This window comes from Microbacterium sp. K24, from assembly GCF_004794465.1.
Lineage (GTDB): Bacteria > Actinomycetota > Actinomycetes > Actinomycetales > Microbacteriaceae > Microbacterium.
In genome coordinates this window covers 42,257-59,901 of sequence record NZ_SSDJ01000126.1, presented here as the reverse complement: position 1 = coordinate 59,901, position 17,645 = coordinate 42,257, and the positions used below count along the sequence as shown (strand labels likewise).

Here is a 17,645-nt window from a genome sequence, read left to right as displayed (position 1 = left end):
AAATGGGGCCGCGGCAGAGAGCGTGGCTCGTCACGCCTGCGGGCTCACGCGTCCGGCCTGTCTGCCGCCTCGGCCGTCTGCTCCGCGAGCCCGGCAGTCGAGGTGCCCTCGGCGGCAGCATCCGCGTGGGGGATGACGTCGATCGTTTCGGTCGCAGCCTCGTAGACCTCCGCGAGGCTGTCGTCGACCGTGGACTCGTCGATCCAGGCGAGATCGTCCTCGGAGTGGTCGTACTCGACCGGCCGCAGCGCGAAGTCGTCGCCGTACTCCTCGAGACCCGCCATCACGCTGTGCCGCACGGCCATGCGCGCGTACCGTTCGCGCAGGATCATCGGGTCGCGGCGCAGATCCTTCATGAACGCGACCATCATGAACGCCATGATCACCGCGAACGGCAGCGCCGCGATGATCGTGACGTTCTGGAGCGCGCGCAGCCCGCTCCCCTCCTCGCCCGACACGAGTAGCACCGCCGCAATCACGCCCACGAGCGATCCCCACACGATGGTCACCCAGCGCGACGGCTCCGGCCGCCCCTGCTGCGAGAGGGTGCCCATCACCAGGGAGGAGGAATCCGCGCCCGTGATGAAGAAGATCGAGATCAGAAGGATCAGCAGGATGCTGGAGATCAGCGGGAACGGCAGGTTCTCGAGCACGCCGAACAGCACCTCCTCCGGTGGGTCGACGATGAGGCCTGCGCCGTCCATCTGCTGCTGGATCGCGGTCGTGCCGAAGATCGCGAACCACACCAGCGAGATCGCGGAAGGCACCAGGATGACGACCGACACGAACTGGCGGAGCGTGCGACCGCGGGAGATCTTCGCGATGAACATGCCGACGAAGGGCGACCAGGAGATCCACCACGCCCAGTAGAAGATCGTCCAGCTCGACAGGAACATCTGCGCCTCGTCGCCCTGCGACGCGGAGCGGGCGACCATGCCGGGCAGGTCTCCGAGGAACTGCACCGCGACGGAGGGGATGACGTTCAGGATCAGCAGCGTCGGCCCGACGAAGAAGACGAAGAAGGCCAGCACGAGAGCGGCGACCGCGTTGATGTTCGACAGCGCGCGGATCCCCTTCGAGACGCCGGAGACGGCAGAGGCGATGAAGCAGGCGGTGAGAACGGCGATGACGGCGATGAGCACCCCGTTGCCGAGTTCGCCGATGCCGCTGACGATCTCGACGCCGTGCCCGATCTGCAGGGCGCCCAACCCGAGGGATGCGGCGGTGCCGAACAGCGTCACGATGATGGAGAAGATATCGATCGTGCGGCCGACCGGTCCGGCCGTGCGGCCCTCCCCGAGCAAGGGCGCGAAGATCGACGAGATCAGCGGGGCGCGACCCCGACGGAAGGCGCCGTACGCGATGGCGCCGCCGACGAGGGCGTAGAAGGCCCACGCCTGCGGACCCCAGTGGTAGAGCACCTGCGCCTGCGCGGTGTGCATGGCCTCGAGCGTGTTCGCCTCGACGGTGCCGGGCGGCGGCGTCTCGAAGAACGTCAGCGGTTCGGCCGCACCCCAGAACACCAGCCCGATGCCCATACCCGCTGCGAACAGCATCGAGATCCACGAGAACATCGAGAACTGGGGCTCTTCGTCGTCGCGGCCGAGCGGGATGCGGCCGTAACGACTGAAGCCGATGAACAGCATGAAGACCAGGATGATCGTGGCGATCGTGGTGAAGAAGAAGCCGAAGTACTCGACGACCCAGGCGAGGACGGTCGACGTCGTGCCCGACATGTTGTCGCCCGCGAGGACTCCCCAGGCGATGAACGCGACCACGAGGGTGAGCGCGACGCCGAACACGAGCGTGTCGGTGCGGTAGGTGCGGCCCGTCTCTTCGACCGAGACGCCGGGGACGAGCGCGGGATGCACACTGCGCGGCGGGACGGCCGCGATGTCACGGACGATCTTCTTCGCGGTCTCCGCCGCTCGACCCGGCTGACGGACTGTGCCCGTTGCCTCGGAGCGTGCGGGTGGCTTCTCGTCGCGAGTGTCCATGGGAAGCGATTCTCCCATGGCGGTATTCCGGTGCCGGATCTAGCGGGGTCCGCGCCGGCCGATCCCCGCGAACACGGCGTGCAGCAGCGGCAGCGCGGAGACGCAGATCAGCGTGATGCCGAGCGGAGGCAGCGGCGTGACGAGGAGCGCGCCGCCGACGAGCATCGCGGCGAAGAGCACCCCCGAGGCGATGCGGCGCGCGATGCCCTCGAGGCGGTCGAGGCGGCGCTCCAGCCGCGAGGTGTCGAACGACACGTTGCCGTCGTCGATGCGCGTGATGATGTCGTCGATGCGACGAGGCAGGCGCATCGTGATGGCCGCGGTCGCCATGGCCTGCTGGGCCATGTCCTGGATCAGGTTGCCCGACTCGTCGCGCAGCAGACGGCCGGCGTAGGGCTCCGCGGCATCCCACACGTTGAACGACGGATCGAGACCGCTGCACATGCCGGAGGTCAGCGATACCGCGCGGATCAGCAGCAGCATGTTCTCGGGCAGCTGGAGCGGCAGCGAACGCACCATGTCGCCGAACTCGTCGGCGAAGTCCTTGAACTCCCGCGGATCGACCTTGCTCAGCTCGGCGAACCCCATGCCGCCGAAGCGGCCGAAGAGCGTGGTGAGCGCGCGCTCGAGCTCATTGGTGTCGGCGGAGGGCAGCAGGACGCCGATCTCCTTCGCGGCGGCCACGAGTCCCCGGCTGTCGCGCCCGGCGACCGCGATGAGGAGTGTGCGCAGTCCGTTGCGCAGATTGTCGGGAACCTCGGCCATCATCCCGAAGTCGATGAAGGTGAGGCGGAAGTTCAGCCCGCCGGCATCCGACGTCGCGTTCGGGACGGGCGTCACGAAGATGTTGCCCGGATGCGGATCGGCGTGCACGAAGCTGTGCGTGAAGACCTGGTCGAACATGACCTCGGCGAACACGGCGGCGACCTCGGTCGGATCGATGCCCGCCGCACGGAGCGCGTCGGTGTCGTTGATCTTGATCGCGGTGACGTCCGACAGCGTCAGCACGCGGCGGGTCGACCGCTCCCAGACGATCTCGGGGGCATCGACGCGCGCGTCGTCGGCGAAGTTCTCGCGGAACCGCTCAGCGCTCGCGGCTTCGTGCAGGTAGTCGATCTCCTCGAGGCTCGTGTGCGCGAACTCCTCGACGAGCGCGGGCGCGTCGACGCGGTCGGCGACGAGGCGCACGCGGGTCAGCCACCGGCCGACCCGACGGAGCGCGGCGAGGTCGACCGCGACGATCTCGTCGATGCCCGGACGCTGCACCTTCACGACGACGTTCTCGAGTCCCGTGTCCGACGCGTCGACCTCCGACAGCCGGGCGCGATGCGCCTGACCGAGGGATGCCGCCGCCACCGGCGTCTCATCGAACCAGGCATAGGCCTGTGACAGCGGCATCCCCAGCTCGGCTTCGGCGACGACGCGGAGGTCGGCGAAGGGCACCGCGGGGACCTCGTCCTGCAGACCCTCGAGCTCGGCGGTGATCTCGGGCGGCAGCACGTCGAGGCGCGACGACATGAACTGGCCGACCTTGATCATCAGGCCGCCGAGCTCGATCGCCAGCCCGTGGAACCGGCGAGCGAACTTCTGCATCCGCGGGCCGCGGGTGCGCTCGGCGATCGAGGTCATGCCGAATCGCGGCAGAACCAGCTCGAACCACCAGATCTTGACGAACTCGCGCGCGGCGAACGACAGGATGCGGCGGTAGCGGGCTCGGTGGACGCCCTGTGCCGCAGCATCCGTCATCGGTGGGTCTCCTTCTTCACCCCGGGGTCAGTCCTGGGCGAGGATCGAGTAGAGCTTACGGCGCGCGTCGTCGAGGATGTCGATGGCGCTCTGCACCTGCTCGGGCGAACCGCTTCTGCCGACCGCTGCCGCGGCGCTCGCGAGATCGACGCCGGCCTTGGGAAGGGCGGTGAAGCGCGGGTCGTTGCGGTGATCGCTCTTGCCGGCGGCGGGCTCCCACGGGGCCTTGGCCTCGGTGGTCTCGCCGGCGACGGCGCGCCCCGCCTCGGTGAGCGAGTAGGTCTTGCGACCGTTCTGCTCCTCAGCGGAGATGAGGCCCTCATCGGCGAGGAGCTGCAGGGTCGGGTAGACCGAACCGGCGCTCGGCTTCCAGGATCCGCCGCTGCGCTCGGCGATCTCGTTGATGATCTGGTAGCCGTGCATCGGCTTCTCGGCGAGCAGCGAGAGCACGGCGGCGCGGACATCGCCACGGGCCATGCGCGAGCCGCCGGAGGGACGCTGCTCGAACGACTTGCGGAGCTGGTCCATCGCCTCGAAGAGCGCGCCCGCCGGACCGTTCGCGCCACCGAGGCCGCCGGTGCCGAAGATGTTGCCGAGCGGGTTGTCGGCGTTGCTGCTGCCGGATGCGCCGAAGGGGAATGAGTTGTTCATGATGACCTCCTGGGTCTGCGGTGAACGATAGTCAACGATATATCGTTCAGTCTGAGGGTTGGGTGGGAATTCGCGCAGCACACGCCCGGCGGAAAGGCAATCCCCGTGAACCTCACAGCCGCTGATGATGGACTCGAGAGGATGTCTCCCTCTGCTGAAGCCTCTGCCGAAGTCCGCCCGCCGTCCGTCCGGGTGAGCGTCGTCGTTCCCGTGTTCAACCCAGGCCCCAGTTTCGACGACCTGATCGCTTCGCTCGAACGGCAGAGCCTCGACGCGTCGCAGTTCGAGGTGCTGCTCTGCGACGACGGCTCCGACGAGCCGACGCAGCGCCGCCTCGAGCAGGTCGAGCGCGCCCACGCGAACGTGCGGGTGCTCGCGCTTCCGCACTCCGGGTGGCCGGGCACGCCGCGCAACGAGGGCGTCGCGGCCGCGCGGGGAGACTATGTGCAGTTCGTCGACCAGGACGACTACCTGTTCGACACCGCGCTGGAGAAGCTCGTGGAGTATGCCGACGCGCACGCCTCCGATGTCGTCGTCGGGCGGGAGGTCGGGATCGGACGCCCGCTGCCGTCGCGCATCTTCCGGAAGGACATCCCCGACGCGAAGCTGGGCGAAGACCCGCTGCTCGAGATGCTCACGCCGCACAAGCTCTTCCGCACCTCGTTCCTCCGCGAGAACGGCATCCGCTTCCCCGTCGGCCGGGTGCGGCTGGAAGATCACCTCTACGTCATGCAGGCGTACTTCGCGGCCCGCACGATCTCGATCCTGGCGAGCGTGCCCTGCTACGCCTGGGTCAAGCATCCGGGCAGTGCGAGCTCGTCGCGCATCGATCCGGAGAGCTACTACCCGCACCTCGAGGCGGTGCTCGACATCGTCGAGGCGAACACCGAGCCCGGCCGGACGCGGGATCGTCTGCTGCGGCACTGGCTGCGCGGCAAGATCCTCAAGCGGCTGAGCGGCAAGCGGATGCTGCGCTATCCGGCCGAGTACCGGACGCGGCTGCTCGACGTGGTCACGCCGCTCGTGGCGGCGCGGTTCGGCCCGGGCGTGGATGCCGGGCTCGCCTTCCCGCAGCGCATCCGCGTGGCGCTGCTCCGCGCCGGACGGCGAGACGACCTGGTGCGATTCGCCGAGTTCGAAGCGGGACTGAAGGCGCGGGTAGCGGTGAGCTCCGCGGAGTGGTCACGGGGCGGCGGGCTGCATCTCGCGATCACGACCACGGTGACGAGTGGGGGCCGGGAGGCTCTCGTGTTCGAGGCGGAGACGGGACGGCTGACGTCGCTGCCGCTGGAGTCGCTCGACGACCTGCCGGCTGGCGCACTGGTCGCCGGACGCGAGCTGCGCAACGACCGGATCGAGGTGTTCCTGGAGGGCGAGAAACCCGGGATGGAGCGCCGCATCGTGAACGCGAAGCTGCGCGACGGCGGCACGATCCGCGTGGCGATCGATCCCCTGAAGGTGTTCGGAGGCGAGGCGGCGCCCGCGGCGCTGCGACTGACCGCGAAGGTGCGTCGGGCGGGGTGGACGTTCGCGGTTCCGGTGACGGCGGAGGCCGATGTGCTCGCGCGCGCCGGGGGGTCGCCGCTGCTCGCGGGAAGTGCGGTGACGATCACTGCGACGGAGGGCGGCGCCGTCGAGCTGCATCGGTCGGGCTCGGGACGGCTGCGCGACCTCGCCGGGAAGTCCGTGCGGCGGGTGCGGCAGCTGGCACGCCGGTAACGCGAGGGCTGGCGTCAGTTCCGGGGCAGGGTCAGGATCTCGGCGCCGTCCTCGGTGATCGCGATGGTGTGCTCGGTGTGGGCGGTACGGCATCCGGTGGCGCTGCGGAGGGTCCAGCCGTCGGCATCCGTCACGAGCTCGTCGGTGTCGGACATGACCCAGGGTTCGAGGGCGAGGAGAAGGCCGGGGCGGAGCGTGTAGCCGCGGCCGGGACGCCCGTCGTTCGCGACGTGCGGATCCTGGTGCATGGTCGAGCCGATGCCGTGGCCGCCGAACTCGAGGTTGATCGGGTAGCCCGCCGCGCTCAGCACCGTGCCGATCGCGTGAGAGATGTCGCCGATCCGAGCACCGGGTCGAGCGGCGGCGATGGCGGCGGCGAGCGCGCGCTCGGTCACCTCGATCATCGCCTCATCACGCGGGTCGCGGGCGCTGCCCACGATGAAGCTGATCGCGGCGTCGGCCGAGATCCCGCGCAGGGTGACGGCGAGGTCGAGGGTGAGGAGGTCGCCGTCGGCGAGGGCGTAGTCGTGCGGCATGCCGTGCAGCACGGCGTCGTTCACGGCCGTGCAGACGTAGTGGCCGAAGGGTCCGCGGCCGAAGGACGGCGCGTAGTCGACGTAGCAGGACGTCGCTCCGGCGTCTTCGATCATCTGCTTCGTCCACCGGTCGAGGTCGAGCAGGTTCACGCCCACCACGGCGCGCTTCTTCAGCGTCTGCAGAATCTCGCCGACGAGCGCGCCGGCGTCTCTCGCGCGGGCGAGCTCGGCGTCGGTCAGGATCTCGATCACGTCTTCTCCCAGGTCTCGGCGCTCGGATGCCGATAACTATACCGGTAATACTATCCCGGGATTAGTATGGGCGTCATGATGGTCCGGATGCCGCTCACCCCCGCCGAGGTCGAACGCGGCGAGCGCCTCGGCGCCCTGTTGCGGCGAGCGCGCGGCGAGCGGTCGATGCTGGCCGTGGCGCTGGATGCCGGGGTCTCGCCGGAGACGCTGCGCAAGATCGAGTCCGGCCGCGTCGCGACTCCCGCGTTCTCGACGATCGCGGCGATCGCCGACGTGCTCGGTATCTCGCTCGACGCCGTATGGGCCGAGATCGGGGCGGATGCCGCGTCGCGCACGACCGGCCGGCGTGTCGCGTCGTAGCTCTCCTCCACGGTCGGCCTTCTCGCGGATCCGTCCACGGATGGCGCTGCAGGCACTCCGGTGGTCCGCGTCGATGCTCGAGGCCTCGCGCGTGCGGCGGCACAGCACTGCACGGTCGACGTGCCGGAGCGGTAGCCAGCCCGACGCTCCGACGTGAAAGGCTCTCGAAGACAACCTCGCGCTCAAGGAGTTCCCCATGGCCCACGCCCTCGTCACCGGCAGCTCGCGCGGCATCGGCCGTGCCGTCGCGCAGGCGTTCGCCCGTCGCGGCGACCGCGTCGTCGTGCACTACGCCTCAGACCGCGCTGCGGCGGAAGAGACCCTCGCCTCGCTTGACGGCACCGGCCACGCGGTCGTCGGCGGGGACATCGGCGACCCGGTCGATGCGGCGCGGGTGGTCGCCGAGGCTCTTGCCGCGGTCGGGACGCTCGACATCCTCGTCAACAACGCCGCGGTCGCGCCGAACGAGGCCAACGCGCATCCGGTCGGCTCGACGTCGTACGCGCACTGGCAGCAGTCGTGGGCGCGGATGGTGGCGGTGAATCTGCTCGGGGCGTCGAACGTGACGATGCTTGTGGCCCAGCACCTGATCGAGCGCGGCGCCGGCGGGTCGATCGTGAACGTCGGTTCGCGCGGCGCGTTCCGCGGGGAGGCGGAGCACCCGGCGTATGCCGCGACCAAGGCCGGGCTGCAGGCGTTCGGGCAGTCGATGGCGCTCGCGCTGGCCCCGCACGGGATCGCGGTGACATCGGTCGCGCCCGGGGTGATCTCGACCGATCGTCAGGCGTCGCTCCTCGAAGGCGACTCGGGCGAGCGCGTCCGCAGCCAGAGCCCGTTCGGCCGCGTCGGGACGCCCGAGGAGGTGGCGGATGCCGTCGCCTACCTCACCTCGGGGCAGTCGACGTGGGCATCCGGCAGCATCCTCGACCTGAACGGCGCGTCGTACTTCCGGTGATCCGGCTCGCGCCGCCCCGCCTACGCCCGCAGCACCGAGTCCAGCAGCCCCGGGAACAGCTCGTCGAGGTCGTCGCGCCTCAGCGTCAGCATCCGTCGACGTCCGTTGGGCTCGTTGCGGATGACGCCGGCCTCGCGGAGCACCTTCATGAAGTGCGATTTCGTCGACTTCGGGAGGTTCGGGTCGGTGGCGTGGCAGGCGGCCATGTCGAGCGGACCATCGGCGAGCTGCCGCGCGATCGCCAGGCGCTCCGGGTCGCTGAGCGCGAAGAGCACGTCCGTGAGCTGGATCTCGGAGCGCTCCGGGTGAGGAAGATCGCCTGGCATAGTTCGAGAATAGTTGAACAATCGCGGGATGGCGAGTACGCTCCGATAGTTCGATGATTCTCGAACCTCAGAGGAGCGCGCATGACCACGACCCAGCCGATCGTCCGCCCATCGCTCGATGCGCGAGCGCCAGCAGACGGACCGCGTCGCGCCCGCTTCGGATTCGTCCTCGCGATCATCGCGCAGATCATCATGATGACCGGAGCGAGCGCGCCGTCGCCGTTCTACCCGGTGCTCGCAGAGACGATCGGCTTCGACGCGATCGTCATCACCGCCGTCTTCGCGGTCTACGCCGTGGCTCTGCTGCTGACGCTCCTCACCGCCGGCTCCGTCTCGGACCACATCGGACGACGCCCGGTCGCGATCGCCGGATTCCTGCTGCTCGCGGCGAGCATGTTCCTCTTCTGGCACGCGGATGCCGTGCCGCTGCTGTTCCTCGCCCGGATCCTGCAGGGCGTCGCGAGCGGTCTGCTCATCTCGGCCCTCTCCGCCGCCGTGCTCGACCTCGCTCCCGGCGGACGCGCGCGCACCGCCGCCCTGTGGAACGCCCTCAGCCCCGGCATCGGACTCGCGGCGGGCGCCCTGTTGTCGGGCGTGATCCTCGACCTGGCGGATGCTCCGCTGTTCGATGTGTTCGCTCCGCTGACGATCGCCTACGTCGCCCTCGCCGTACTGTTCCTGCTGGCGCCCGAGACCGCGCCGCGCACGCCGGGCGTCTGGGCGTCGCTCAGCTTCCGCCTCTCGATCCCCACGGCGATCCGCGCCGACTTCTGGCGCGCCGCCCCCGCCGTCGTCGCGGGCTGGGCGACCGGCGGACTCTTCCTCTCGCTCGGGGCCAACATCGTGCACAACGAGCTCGGCGGCGACGCGCACCTCTGGCAGGGCCTCGCGGTCGCGATGCTCGCGGGCGTCGGAGCGATCACGGCCTTCGTGATGCGGCGACGGTCGCCGCGCACGCTGGTCGTCTTCGGCACGGCGGCACTGGCGGTCGGAACCGCGCTGTCGCTCATCGCCCTGGGCATCGGGTCGCTCTCCTTCTACCTCGCCGCGACCGCGGTGACCGGCATGGGCTTCGGCACCGGATTCTCGGGCGTCGTCGCCTCGCTCGCCCCGCGCATCCCGGTGACGCAGCGCGCCGACACGTTCGCGGTCATCTACCTGCTGGCCTATCTGGCCTTCGGGGTTCCCGCCGTGATCGCCGGCTCGCTCGTCGGCGTCGTGGGACTCGAGGCCGTGTGCATCGGCTACGGAGTCGTGGTGATCGTGCTCGCCCTCGTCGCGCTGGTCTCACGCGCACGTCGGGCGGACTGACCCGGACGCGGCGGCATCCGCTGCTCACTCCCGCCGCCACACCGCCACGACACCCGCGCCGACCACGGCCAGCGCGGCCGCACCGAGGAAGAGCCAGGCGAAGCCGCCGGTGAGAGCATCCGCCGTCGTGGCGCCGCCCGCCTCGAGCGTCGCGGTGCGCAGGCCGGCGATGGTCCCGAGCACGGCCAGGCCGACCGCGCCGCCGATCTGCTGACTGGTGTTGATCAGTCCGCCGGCGAGCCCGGCCTCGCCACCGTCGACGCCGTCGACCGCGAGCTGCGTCGTGGCGACGAACGCGCCACCGAGGCCGACGCCGATCAGCAGGGTCGGTCCGAGGAGCTGCGTCAGGAAGGCGGCATCCGACGGCGCCGCAGCGAGCCAGATGAGCCCGCCGGCGAGCACGAGCAGCGACCCGATGAGCACCGGACGCGTGCGGAGCCGGGCGATCAGCGCGGGCACCATGCCGGCGACGACCACGAGGGCGCCGGCGAGAGGCAGCTGCGAGAGTCCGGCGGCGAGCGCGTCGTAGCCGAGCACGGCCTGCATGTAGACCGACAGCGCGAAGAACAGCGCGACCATCGCGGCTCCGCCCAGCAGCATCACGACGTTGCCGAGCGCGAGGTTGCGGTGGCGGAACACCGACAGCGGCACCAGCGGCTCGGCGGTGCGGCGTTCGATCACGACGAACACGGCTCCCAGCGCCAGGGCGGCGGCGAAGAGCACGAGCGGCAGCGGATGCAGGAACCCGAGCTGTTCGACCGCGCTGAAGGCACCGACCAGGGCGACGAGTGCGGCCGTGACGGTGACGGCTCCGGCGGCATCCAGTCGTCCCTGCGCTCGAGCGCCGTCACGCGTGATGAGAAGGGGGATGGCGATGAGCACGATCGCGCCGACCGGAACGTTCACGAAGAACACCGACTGCCAGCCGAGCGCCGCCGTGAGCACGCCCCCGAGCAGCACGCCGGCTGCGGATCCGATGCCGGCGACGCCTCCCCACACACCGAGCGCCTTCGTGCGCTCCTTCGCATCGGGGAAGAGCTGCGTCAGCAGTGCGAGAGCGGCCGGTGCGAGCAGAGCCGCAGATGCTCCCTGCACCGCGCGGGCAGCCAGCAGCATCTCGGCCGACAGCGACAGTCCGGCGAGAGCGGATGCCGCGACGAACCCGCCCGCACCGATGAGGAACACGCGCCGGTGCCCGTACCGATCGGCGAGCCGCCCGCCGAGGAGCAGCAGCCCGCCGAACGCGAGCACGTACGCGGTGATCACCCAGGCGAGGGCGGCGGTGTCCATGCCGAGTTGGCGTCCGAGCACCGGCAGCGCGATGTTGACGATGGAGGCGTCGAGCACCACGAGGAACTGCGCGAGCGCGAGGATGCTGAGGGCGAGCCAGCGGCGCGAACTGCGGGGCGGCGTCGCCGCGGCCGTCGACGCGGTGGTGAGAGATGTCATGATCGTTCCTTTCGGTGGATGAGTGATTACTCACTCACTCTTATGGACAAACAGATGGCCGAAGCGGCGAGAAGACCGATTCGGCCGGGTGGGATTCAGTCGGGGTGGCGGATGCCGCGGGTCAACAGGGTCGCCCACTCCTCCGGGCGTCCGTCGAGCTGGGTGGTGACGATGAGATGGCACAGCTGGCCGAAGGCGATGAAGCGCTGCACGTCTTCGTCGGAGCCGCCCGAGCGACTCTGCGCGTAGGTCGTCACGCGACCCAGACCCGCGCGCAGGGCCGCGCCGATCTCGGGGATCTCGGCGACGGACTGCGCATGCACCTGCAGCATGAGCAGCTTCCGATCCGAGATCAGGTGCGCGTACGCGTCACCCATGGCGTCGAGGATCGCCTCGGGCGTCTGGTCGGCAGCGGCATCCGCCCCTTCCTCCAGTGCGACGAGGATCGCCTCGAAGCACGCCTCGAGCGCGGCGATGAACAGCGCCTCCTTGCCGGCGTAGAGCTTGAAGACGTAGGCCGGCGAGATCTTCGCCTCACGGGCGACGTCGGCCACGGTCGTGCCATGGTAGCCGCCGCGGGCGAACTCGGCGAGCGCTGCCGTCGCCACGAGGGGACGCCGGGCGTCTGCCGTGGAGAGGATGGAGCTGCGGGTCGGAGCCATATGAGTGACTGTACACTCACTCTTTCGCGGCAACAAGCGCGAGTTGCGCAATCTGTCGATAAACGATAGATTCCTGCTGTTCTTCGATGAAAGGTGGGGCCATGGGCAAAGTGACGATCGTCGTGCTGCGGGTCGTGATCGTGATCGCGCTGGTCGGATCAGTGGCGGTGCAGGCGCTCATCGCTCCCCTGCTGTGGCTCGACCTCGGCGAGGAGGAGCTCTGGGGACGCATCGTGTTCGTCAGCATCGTCGTCATCGGCGTCGCGACGCTGCAGGTCTTCGGCATCTGCGTCTGGCTGCTGCTGAACAAGGTGCGGCGCGGATCGATCTTCTCGGAGTCCTCGTTCGGTCCCGTGAACGTGATCATCGGGGCGATCCTCGTGGCCGCCGCCCTCACCTGGATCCTCGCGGCGATCCTCGCCCCCGGCACGACGGCGCCCGGAGTCGTGGCGCTGCTCGGCGGCGCCGGCGTCGTGCTCGGCGGCATGGCGCTGCTCGTCGTCGTGATGAAGGCGCTTCTGCGTCAGGCGATCGACCGCGAGGCCGAGGCGCAGACCCTCCGCTCCGAGCTCGATAACGAGGTGATCTGATGCCCGTCGTCGTCGACATCGACGTGATGATGGCCCGCCGCAAGATGAGCGTGGGCGAGCTGGCCGAGCGCATCGGCATCACCCCGACCAATCTCGCGGTGCTGAAGAACGGGCGCGCGAAGGCCGTCCGCTTCACCACGCTCGACGCCCTGTGCGAGGTGCTCGAGTGCCAGCCCGGCGACCTGCTGCGCTGGGAAGCGGAGGCAGACTCCGCCGACGCGTAGGCGAAGCTCGGGGCGCAGCATCCGCTGGTCATTTTGTCGGCGGGATACACAGTTGCAGGTCCAGAAACGCATTCTGGACCTGCATCCGTGAAATCTGCCTGCAGATGTACCGCCGAACGACAACCACGCGACCGCGACGATCACCCCGCGCTCAGCCGCTCCGGGTCAGAGCGACTTGCGCCGCCGCGGTGCCGCCGAGCGCGGCGGATTCTGCCGCATGTGGTCGCGGACCCGTCCGAGCACCCTGCCGAGCACGGCGACGTCGTCGTCGGAGAGCGGCTCGAGGAACAACTCGTCGAGCACGGCGATGTGCCCGGGGAAGACCTTCGCGAGCACCGCGCGCCCCTCGTCGGTCAGGGTCACGGTGATGCCGCGCTCATCCTCCTGCGAGGGCGCCCGCGTGACGAGCCCGCGCTGCTCGAGCACCTGCGCCTGATACGTGAGCCCGCTCCGGCTGTAGACGACGCCGTCGGCGAGGTCGGTCATGCGATGGCTGCCCGTCGGTGAATCCCCGAGCCGCGCCAGCAGCTGGAACTGCACATAGCTGAGGTCGCCGGCATCCTTCAGCTGCTGCTCGACCGTGTGGCGCAGCAGGCTGCTCACCTCGATGAGGGAGAAGTACGCGTCGAGCTGCGTCGGAGTCGGATGCCGCGGTGCCGTCGTCATGTTCTGAGCGTATCAGTTGCTTCGAATCCGAAGCAGTGCTATCTTCGTCAGCAGATGCTTCGAATTCGAAGCACAACTCGCGAAAGTAACAGGAGAAGATCATGAAGGTTCTGCGATTCCACGAGACCGGCGGCCCCGAGGTGCTGCGCTACGAGGATGCCGACACTCCCGAGCCCGGTGCGGGCGAGGTGCGCATCCGCGTGGCCGGATCGGCGTTCAACCCCGCCGACACCGGCATCCGCTCGGGCACGCTCCCGTTCCCCGTGGCCCTCCCGCATACCCCGGGATACGACGTGGCCGGCACGATCGACGCGATCGGCGACGGCGCGACGGCGTTCCAGCCGGGCGACGCGGTCGTCGGCTTCCTGTCGATGACGGCCGACGGCTCAGCCGCCGAATACGTCGTGACGCCGGCGGATGTCCTGACAGCCGCGCCAACCAGCATCCCTCTGGCGGATGCCGCCGCACTCCCCTCGATCGGTCTCACCGCGTGGCAGGCGCTCTTCGACGAGGGCGGGCTCATCGAGGGTCAGCGGGTGCTGATCGTCGGCGCCGGCGGATCCGTCGGAGGGTATGCGATCCAGCTCGCGAAGCGCGCGGGTGCGTACGTCATCGCGACGGCGAGCGACCGCAGCCGGGCGAGCGTGACGGATGCCGGCGCCGACGAGGTCATCGACCACTCCCGCACTTCGCTCACCGACGCGGTGTCGGAGCCGGTCGATGTGCTGCTGAACCTCGCGCCGATCGAGCCGTCGGAGTTCGAGGTGCTCGTGCCCCTGGTGCGCGACGGCGGCGCGGTCGTGTCGACCACCGCGTGGATGACCACCCCGGGTGACGAGGCGCGCGGCGTCTCGGCGCACACGGTGTTCGTCCGGTCGGAGGTCGCGCAGCTGGCGAAGCTCGTCGAGCTGGTCGACGGCGGCGAGCTGCGGGTCGAGGTCGCTCGACGGATCCCGCTGAGCGAGCTGGCCGAGGTCCACGCGCAGGCGGCGACCGGGACGCTCCGCGGCAAGGTGATCGCGATTCCGGATGCTGACGTGTGAGGTCGGGGGTGGCGCGGCATCCGCTGTGTTCGGGATCCGCGCGGGTGCGCTCCGGGAGGGGATGTGCGCTTCGGGAGGACGGAATCCGGGATTCTGTCCTCCCGAAGCGCGAATCTCCTCCCTAGGCGTACAGCGGATGCCGCGGCTACCGATCGGCGAGCAGCTCCCGCATCCGCGCGGCCTCGTCCACCGGCATCCCGTACCCGTGCTCGACTCCCGGGTACACGCCGCCACGCACCTCGGCCGCGTAATCCGCAACACCGGCAACCGCCGACTCACGCAACGACGCGTACCTCTTCACGAACTTCGCCGCACCGCCGTCGTACAGGCCGAGCAGGTCGTGGAAGACGAGCACCTGGCCGTCGGCATCCGCTCCCGCTCCGATCCCGATGACCGGGATGTCGAGCAGCGCCACCAGGGCGGCCGTGACCTCCGACGGCACCGCTTCGATCACGAGCATCGAGCAGCCGGCATCCTGCAGCGCGAGGGCGTCGTCGATCACGGCGAGCGCGGCATCCGCGGTGCGTCCCTGCGCCCGGTAGCCGCCGAGGGCCGTCGCGGTCTGCGGGGTGAGGCCGACATGACCGACCACGGGGATGCCGGCGCGCACGAGCGCCCGCGCCCGATCGACCGTCGACCCGCCGCGCTCGATCTTGACGAGGTCGACGCCGGCCTCCTTGACGAAGCGCTGCGCGGTCGCGATCGCGACCTCGTCGGATGCCTCGTACGACCCGAACGGAAGGTCGCCGACCAGCAGCGGCACAGTGAGACCCCGCCGCACGGCCTTCGTCAGCATGAGCATCTCGTCGACCGTCACCGGGACCGTACTGTCATAGCCGAGCACGGTCATCGCGGCCGAGTCGCCGACGAGCACCATGTCGACACCGGCCTCTTCGACGATCTGCGCGCTCGGGTGGTCGTAGGCGGTGACCATGACGATGGGCTCACCGGCATCCTTCTTGGCGGCGAGGCTCGCCAGGGTGACGCGCTTCCGGGGAGCCGCGTGCGCGCTCATCGGGCAGCCTCGGTCAGCAGGCGGTCCACGGCGTCGTCGACCTGGATGATGCGGTTCGAGCGATCGACGTGCACGACGCGCGGCGCGTAGTCCCCCAGGTCTTCCGCCGAGTAGTCGGCGTAGGAGATCACGATGACCGTGTCACCGGTGTGCACGAGGCGCGCGGCGGCGCCGTTGACCTGGATGACTCCGGATCCGCGCTCTCCGACGAGCGTGTACGTCTCGAAACGCGCACCGTTGTCGACGTCGACGACGTGCACCTGCTCGTGCGGCAGGATGTCGGCGGCCTCGAGCAGGATGGGGTCGACGGTGATCGAGCCGACGTAGTGGAGGTCGCTGCCGGTGACGGTCGCGCGGTGGATCTTCGACTTCAGCATGGTGCGGCGCATCAGGCGTCCTTCGGTGCAGAGAGGAGGTGGTTGTCGATCAGCCGCGCGGCGCCCACGTGGGCGGCGACGGCGAGGAGGGCGTCGCCCTCGACGCGCGCGACCGGTTCCAGCGTCATGGCATCGCGCAGTTCGAGATATTCAGGCGTGATCCCGGCGTCGGCGAGCACGCGGCCTGCAGCGGAGAGGATGCCGTCGCCGTCGCGCTCCCCCGCTTCGAAGACGGATGCCGCGGCGTCGAGCGCCCGGTTGAGCGCGGTCGCCTGTGCCCGGGCGTCCGCGTCGAGGTAGACGTTGCGCGAGCTCATGGCGAGTCCATCGGCCTCGCGCACGATCGGGCACGCCTCGATGCGCACGTCGAGGTCGAGGTCGCGCACGACGCGACGGACGACGAGGACCTGCTGCGCATCCTTCTGCCCGAAGTAGGCCACGTCGGGCCGGACGATGCCGAACAGCTTGGTGACGACGGTGGCGACGCCGTCGAAGTGGTGCGGTCCGCGCGCGGCTCCATCGAGCACGTCGGTGAGGCCCGCGACGTGGATGTTCGTCGCGAAGCCGTCGGGGTAGATCTCGGACGCCGGGGGCGCGAAGAGGATGTCGACGCCCTCGGCCTCGGCGAGCGCGGCATCGCGAGCCTCGTCGCGCGGGTAGGCGCCGAGGTCTTCATTCGCGCCGAACTGGGTCGGGTTGACGAAGAGCGAGACGACGACGAGATCGTTCTGCTCGCGGGCACGACGCATGAGCGAGAGGTGGCCGTCGTGGAAGGCGCCCATGGTGGGGACGAGTCCGACGGTCCTGCCGTCGCTCCGCGCCTCGCGGACGGCAGCGCGGACATCCGCGATCGTGCGGAGGATCTTCATTCGGATGCCGCCTCGGGTTCGGGGACCACGGTCGGCGGGGCCTCCGAGCCGATCGCCGGCTTCCTGGTGGCGCGGCTGGCGACGGCGCGGGTCGCGCTGACGAGTTCGGTGAAAAGCGGCGCGAGGTGCGGCGCAGCGTCTTCGACGGCATCCCGCTGGCGCTCGATCGTCCGCGCATCGCCGCGGGCGACGGGTCCGGTGAGCGCATCCGGGGCACCGGTGGTCGCCCAGTTCTCGACAGTACGGCGGACGAGCGGCGCGAGGCGGGCGCGGTCGATGCCGGCGGTCGTCGCGAGCTGCTCGGCCGCGTCGAGCACGGTGAGCACGAAGTTCGAGGCGAAGGATGCCGCGGCGTGATAGCTCGCGCGGTGCTCGTCGTCGACGGAGAAGGGCTCGGCGCCGAGCGCGCGGGCCAGCCGGTCGGCGGTGGCGAGCGCTTCGGGCGTGCGCCCGGCGATCGCGGCGCCGATGCCCTGGAACACGTCGGGCGTCTCCGTACCGGTGAAGGTCTGCAGCGGATGCATGCTGAAGTCGACGTCGTCGAGTGACGTCGCGCCGGAGACGTGTCCGACGAGCCGGACGTGCGGACGCGCGACGAAGGCGACGGCCGGGATCGCGGCATCCGGAACGCAGAGCAGCGCGATGTCGGCGGACGGCATCGACTGGTCGCGGCGAAGAGGTCCGAGAACGGCGAATCCGGCCGTTCGAAGACTCCGGGCGAGAACGCCGCCGAGCCGTCCGGCGCCGATGACGGCGATGGTCGTTCCAGGCGCGAGAGCAGGGGCAGGATTCATGGTGGATGCCGGTCGGATCGAGGTGACGCGGATGCCATGAGTATCCGCCCGAAGCGGCGTTCGCTCCAAATCTGGGAGCATTTGAACAGCCATAGGTGGCCTG

General features: G+C 69.8%; 19 protein-coding genes. 7 read left to right on the top strand and 12 right to left on the bottom strand.

What is annotated here, in order from left to right; all coding sequences use genetic code 11:
• Window positions 1–44 precede the first annotated feature (44 nt).
• From DW306_RS12805 to DW306_RS12795, 3 genes are read right to left on the bottom strand one after another with little or no spacing between them, the layout of a single operon-like run.
• Window positions 45–1,997, bottom strand: coding sequence for a BCCT family transporter (locus DW306_RS12805; RefSeq protein ID WP_240747188.1), 1,953 nt, complete (start codon window positions 1,995–1,997; stop codon window positions 45–47).
• Between the two features lie 39 nt (window positions 1,998–2,036).
• A complete protein-coding gene (locus tag DW306_RS12800) occupies window positions 2,037–3,743 on the bottom strand; it encodes an AarF/UbiB family protein (RefSeq protein ID WP_136055979.1) in 1,707 nt (568 codons plus the stop codon).
• A 27-nt stretch (window positions 3,744–3,770) separates the two neighbouring features.
• A complete protein-coding gene (locus tag DW306_RS12795) occupies window positions 3,771–4,394 on the bottom strand; it encodes a PadR family transcriptional regulator (RefSeq protein ID WP_136055978.1) in 624 nt (207 codons plus the stop codon).
• Between the two features lie 141 nt (window positions 4,395–4,535).
• On the opposite strand from DW306_RS12795, the gene DW306_RS12790 reads away from it, so the two are divergent.
• A complete protein-coding gene (locus DW306_RS12790; protein ID WP_136055977.1) occupies window positions 4,536–6,113 on the top strand; it encodes a glycosyltransferase family A protein in 1,578 nt (525 codons plus the stop codon).
• A 14-nt stretch (window positions 6,114–6,127) separates the two neighbouring features.
• Here the strand turns inward: DW306_RS12790 and map are convergent, their stop codons facing one another.
• The gene (gene map, locus DW306_RS12785; protein WP_136055976.1) at window positions 6,128–6,901 is read right to left on the bottom strand and encodes a type I methionyl aminopeptidase; all 774 of its coding nucleotides are present in this window, start codon (window positions 6,899–6,901) and stop codon (window positions 6,128–6,130) included.
• Window positions 6,902–6,979: 78 nt separating this feature from the next.
• Between map and DW306_RS12780 the strand changes: the two genes are divergently transcribed.
• Entirely contained in the window at window positions 6,980–7,261 is a 282-nt protein-coding gene (locus DW306_RS12780) for a helix-turn-helix transcriptional regulator (RefSeq protein ID WP_136056027.1), read from the top strand.
• A 196-nt stretch (window positions 7,262–7,457) separates the two neighbouring features.
• Entirely contained in the window at window positions 7,458–8,216 is a 759-nt protein-coding gene (locus DW306_RS12775) for an SDR family oxidoreductase (RefSeq protein ID WP_136055975.1), read from the top strand.
• Window positions 8,217–8,236: 20 nt separating this feature from the next.
• On the opposite strand, the gene DW306_RS12770 is transcribed toward DW306_RS12775, so the two are convergent.
• Window positions 8,237–8,542, bottom strand: coding sequence for a helix-turn-helix transcriptional regulator (locus DW306_RS12770; RefSeq protein ID WP_136055974.1), 306 nt, complete (start codon window positions 8,540–8,542; stop codon window positions 8,237–8,239).
• 81 nt (window positions 8,543–8,623) lie between these two features.
• On the opposite strand from DW306_RS12770, the gene DW306_RS12765 reads away from it, so the two are divergent.
• The gene (locus tag DW306_RS12765) at window positions 8,624–9,853 is read left to right on the top strand and encodes an MFS transporter (RefSeq protein WP_136055973.1); all 1,230 of its coding nucleotides are present in this window, start codon (window positions 8,624–8,626) and stop codon (window positions 9,851–9,853) included.
• 24 nt (window positions 9,854–9,877) lie between these two features.
• Here the strand turns inward: DW306_RS12765 and DW306_RS12760 are convergent, their stop codons facing one another.
• Window positions 9,878–11,302 carry an MFS transporter gene (locus DW306_RS12760; protein ID WP_205814171.1) on the bottom strand — a complete coding sequence of 475 codons (1,425 nt, stop codon included), beginning with the start codon at window positions 11,300–11,302 and terminating at the stop codon, window positions 9,878–9,880.
• Between the two features lie 95 nt (window positions 11,303–11,397).
• Window positions 11,398–11,964, bottom strand: a complete 567-nt coding sequence (locus DW306_RS12755) for a TetR/AcrR family transcriptional regulator (RefSeq protein WP_136055971.1) — start codon at window positions 11,962–11,964, stop codon at window positions 11,398–11,400.
• A gap of 101 nt (window positions 11,965–12,065) precedes the next feature.
• Between DW306_RS12755 and DW306_RS12750 the strand changes: the two genes are divergently transcribed.
• Together DW306_RS12750 and DW306_RS12745 are read left to right on the top strand one after the other, a co-directional pair.
• The gene (locus tag DW306_RS12750; protein WP_136055970.1) at window positions 12,066–12,554 is read left to right on the top strand and encodes a DUF2975 domain-containing protein; all 489 of its coding nucleotides are present in this window, start codon (window positions 12,066–12,068) and stop codon (window positions 12,552–12,554) included.
• Window positions 12,554–12,778, top strand: coding sequence for a helix-turn-helix transcriptional regulator (locus tag DW306_RS12745; protein WP_136055969.1), 225 nt, complete (start codon window positions 12,554–12,556; stop codon window positions 12,776–12,778). Before DW306_RS12750 ends, DW306_RS12745 begins: the two co-directional genes overlap by 1 nt.
• 165 nt (window positions 12,779–12,943) lie before the next feature.
• Here DW306_RS12745 and DW306_RS12740 read toward each other — a convergent pair whose 3' ends face one another.
• Window positions 12,944–13,444 (bottom strand): MarR family winged helix-turn-helix transcriptional regulator, encoded by a 501-nt coding sequence (locus tag DW306_RS12740; RefSeq protein WP_136055968.1) that lies wholly within the window; start codon window positions 13,442–13,444, stop codon window positions 12,944–12,946.
• 101 nt (window positions 13,445–13,545) lie between these two features.
• On the opposite strand from DW306_RS12740, the gene DW306_RS12735 reads away from it, so the two are divergent.
• Window positions 13,546–14,487 carry an NADP-dependent oxidoreductase gene (locus DW306_RS12735; RefSeq protein ID WP_136055967.1) on the top strand — a complete coding sequence of 314 codons (942 nt, stop codon included), beginning with the start codon at window positions 13,546–13,548 and terminating at the stop codon, window positions 14,485–14,487.
• A 145-nt stretch (window positions 14,488–14,632) separates the two neighbouring features.
• On the opposite strand, the gene panB is transcribed toward DW306_RS12735, so the two are convergent.
• Genes panB through DW306_RS12715 form a run of 4 tightly spaced genes read right to left on the bottom strand, consistent with a single transcriptional unit; the run spans window position 14,633 to window position 17,542 of the window.
• Entirely contained in the window at window positions 14,633–15,502 is an 870-nt protein-coding gene (gene panB, locus DW306_RS12730) for a 3-methyl-2-oxobutanoate hydroxymethyltransferase (protein WP_136055966.1), read from the bottom strand.
• The gene (panD, locus tag DW306_RS12725) at window positions 15,499–15,891 is read right to left on the bottom strand and encodes an aspartate 1-decarboxylase (protein WP_136055965.1); all 393 of its coding nucleotides are present in this window, start codon (window positions 15,889–15,891) and stop codon (window positions 15,499–15,501) included. Before panD ends, panB begins: the two co-directional genes overlap by 4 nt.
• Window positions 15,891–16,748, bottom strand: a complete 858-nt coding sequence (gene panC / locus DW306_RS12720) for a pantoate--beta-alanine ligase (protein WP_136055964.1) — start codon at window positions 16,746–16,748, stop codon at window positions 15,891–15,893. The genes panD and panC overlap by 1 nt, the downstream gene beginning before the upstream one ends.
• Window positions 16,745–17,542 carry a Rossmann-like and DUF2520 domain-containing protein gene (locus DW306_RS12715; RefSeq protein WP_136055963.1) on the bottom strand — a complete coding sequence of 266 codons (798 nt, stop codon included), beginning with the start codon at window positions 17,540–17,542 and terminating at the stop codon, window positions 16,745–16,747. The genes panC and DW306_RS12715 overlap by 4 nt, the downstream gene beginning before the upstream one ends.
• Between the last annotated feature and the right edge of the window lie 103 nt (window positions 17,543–17,645).

What these genes read in the sequence shown, in the direction of transcription:
- DW306_RS12805 (WP_240747188.1), bottom strand. Translation starts at nt 1,997, where the DNA reads ATGGACACTCGCGACGAGAAGCCACCCGCACGCTCCGAGGCAACGGGC.
- DW306_RS12800 (WP_136055979.1), bottom strand. Translation starts at nt 3,743, where the DNA reads ATGACGGATGCTGCGGCACAGGGCGTCCACCGAGCCCGCTACCGCCGC.
- DW306_RS12795 (WP_136055978.1), bottom strand. Translation starts at nt 4,394, where the DNA reads ATGAACAACTCATTCCCCTTCGGCGCATCCGGCAGCAGCAACGCCGAC.
- DW306_RS12790 (WP_136055977.1), top strand. Translation starts at nt 4,536, where the DNA reads ATGTCTCCCTCTGCTGAAGCCTCTGCCGAAGTCCGCCCGCCGTCCGTC.
- DW306_RS12780 (WP_136056027.1), top strand. Translation starts at nt 6,980, where the DNA reads ATGGTCCGGATGCCGCTCACCCCCGCCGAGGTCGAACGCGGCGAGCGC.
- DW306_RS12775 (WP_136055975.1), top strand. Translation starts at nt 7,458, where the DNA reads ATGGCCCACGCCCTCGTCACCGGCAGCTCGCGCGGCATCGGCCGTGCC.
- DW306_RS12770 (WP_136055974.1), bottom strand. Translation starts at nt 8,542, where the DNA reads ATGCCAGGCGATCTTCCTCACCCGGAGCGCTCCGAGATCCAGCTCACG.
- DW306_RS12765 (WP_136055973.1), top strand. Translation starts at nt 8,624, where the DNA reads ATGACCACGACCCAGCCGATCGTCCGCCCATCGCTCGATGCGCGAGCG.
- DW306_RS12760 (WP_205814171.1), bottom strand. Translation starts at nt 11,302, where the DNA reads ATGACATCTCTCACCACCGCGTCGACGGCCGCGGCGACGCCGCCCCGC.
- DW306_RS12755 (WP_136055971.1), bottom strand. Translation starts at nt 11,964, where the DNA reads ATGGCTCCGACCCGCAGCTCCATCCTCTCCACGGCAGACGCCCGGCGT.
- DW306_RS12750 (WP_136055970.1), top strand. Translation starts at nt 12,066, where the DNA reads ATGGGCAAAGTGACGATCGTCGTGCTGCGGGTCGTGATCGTGATCGCG.
- DW306_RS12745 (WP_136055969.1), top strand. Translation starts at nt 12,554, where the DNA reads ATGCCCGTCGTCGTCGACATCGACGTGATGATGGCCCGCCGCAAGATG.
- DW306_RS12740 (WP_136055968.1), bottom strand. Translation starts at nt 13,444, where the DNA reads ATGACGACGGCACCGCGGCATCCGACTCCGACGCAGCTCGACGCGTAC.
- DW306_RS12735 (WP_136055967.1), top strand. Translation starts at nt 13,546, where the DNA reads ATGAAGGTTCTGCGATTCCACGAGACCGGCGGCCCCGAGGTGCTGCGC.
- panB (WP_136055966.1), bottom strand. Translation starts at nt 15,502, where the DNA reads ATGAGCGCGCACGCGGCTCCCCGGAAGCGCGTCACCCTGGCGAGCCTC.
- panD (WP_136055965.1), bottom strand. Translation starts at nt 15,891, where the DNA reads ATGCGCCGCACCATGCTGAAGTCGAAGATCCACCGCGCGACCGTCACC.
- panC (WP_136055964.1), bottom strand. Translation starts at nt 16,748, where the DNA reads ATGAAGATCCTCCGCACGATCGCGGATGTCCGCGCTGCCGTCCGCGAG.
- DW306_RS12715 (WP_136055963.1), bottom strand. Translation starts at nt 17,542, where the DNA reads ATGAATCCTGCCCCTGCTCTCGCGCCTGGAACGACCATCGCCGTCATC.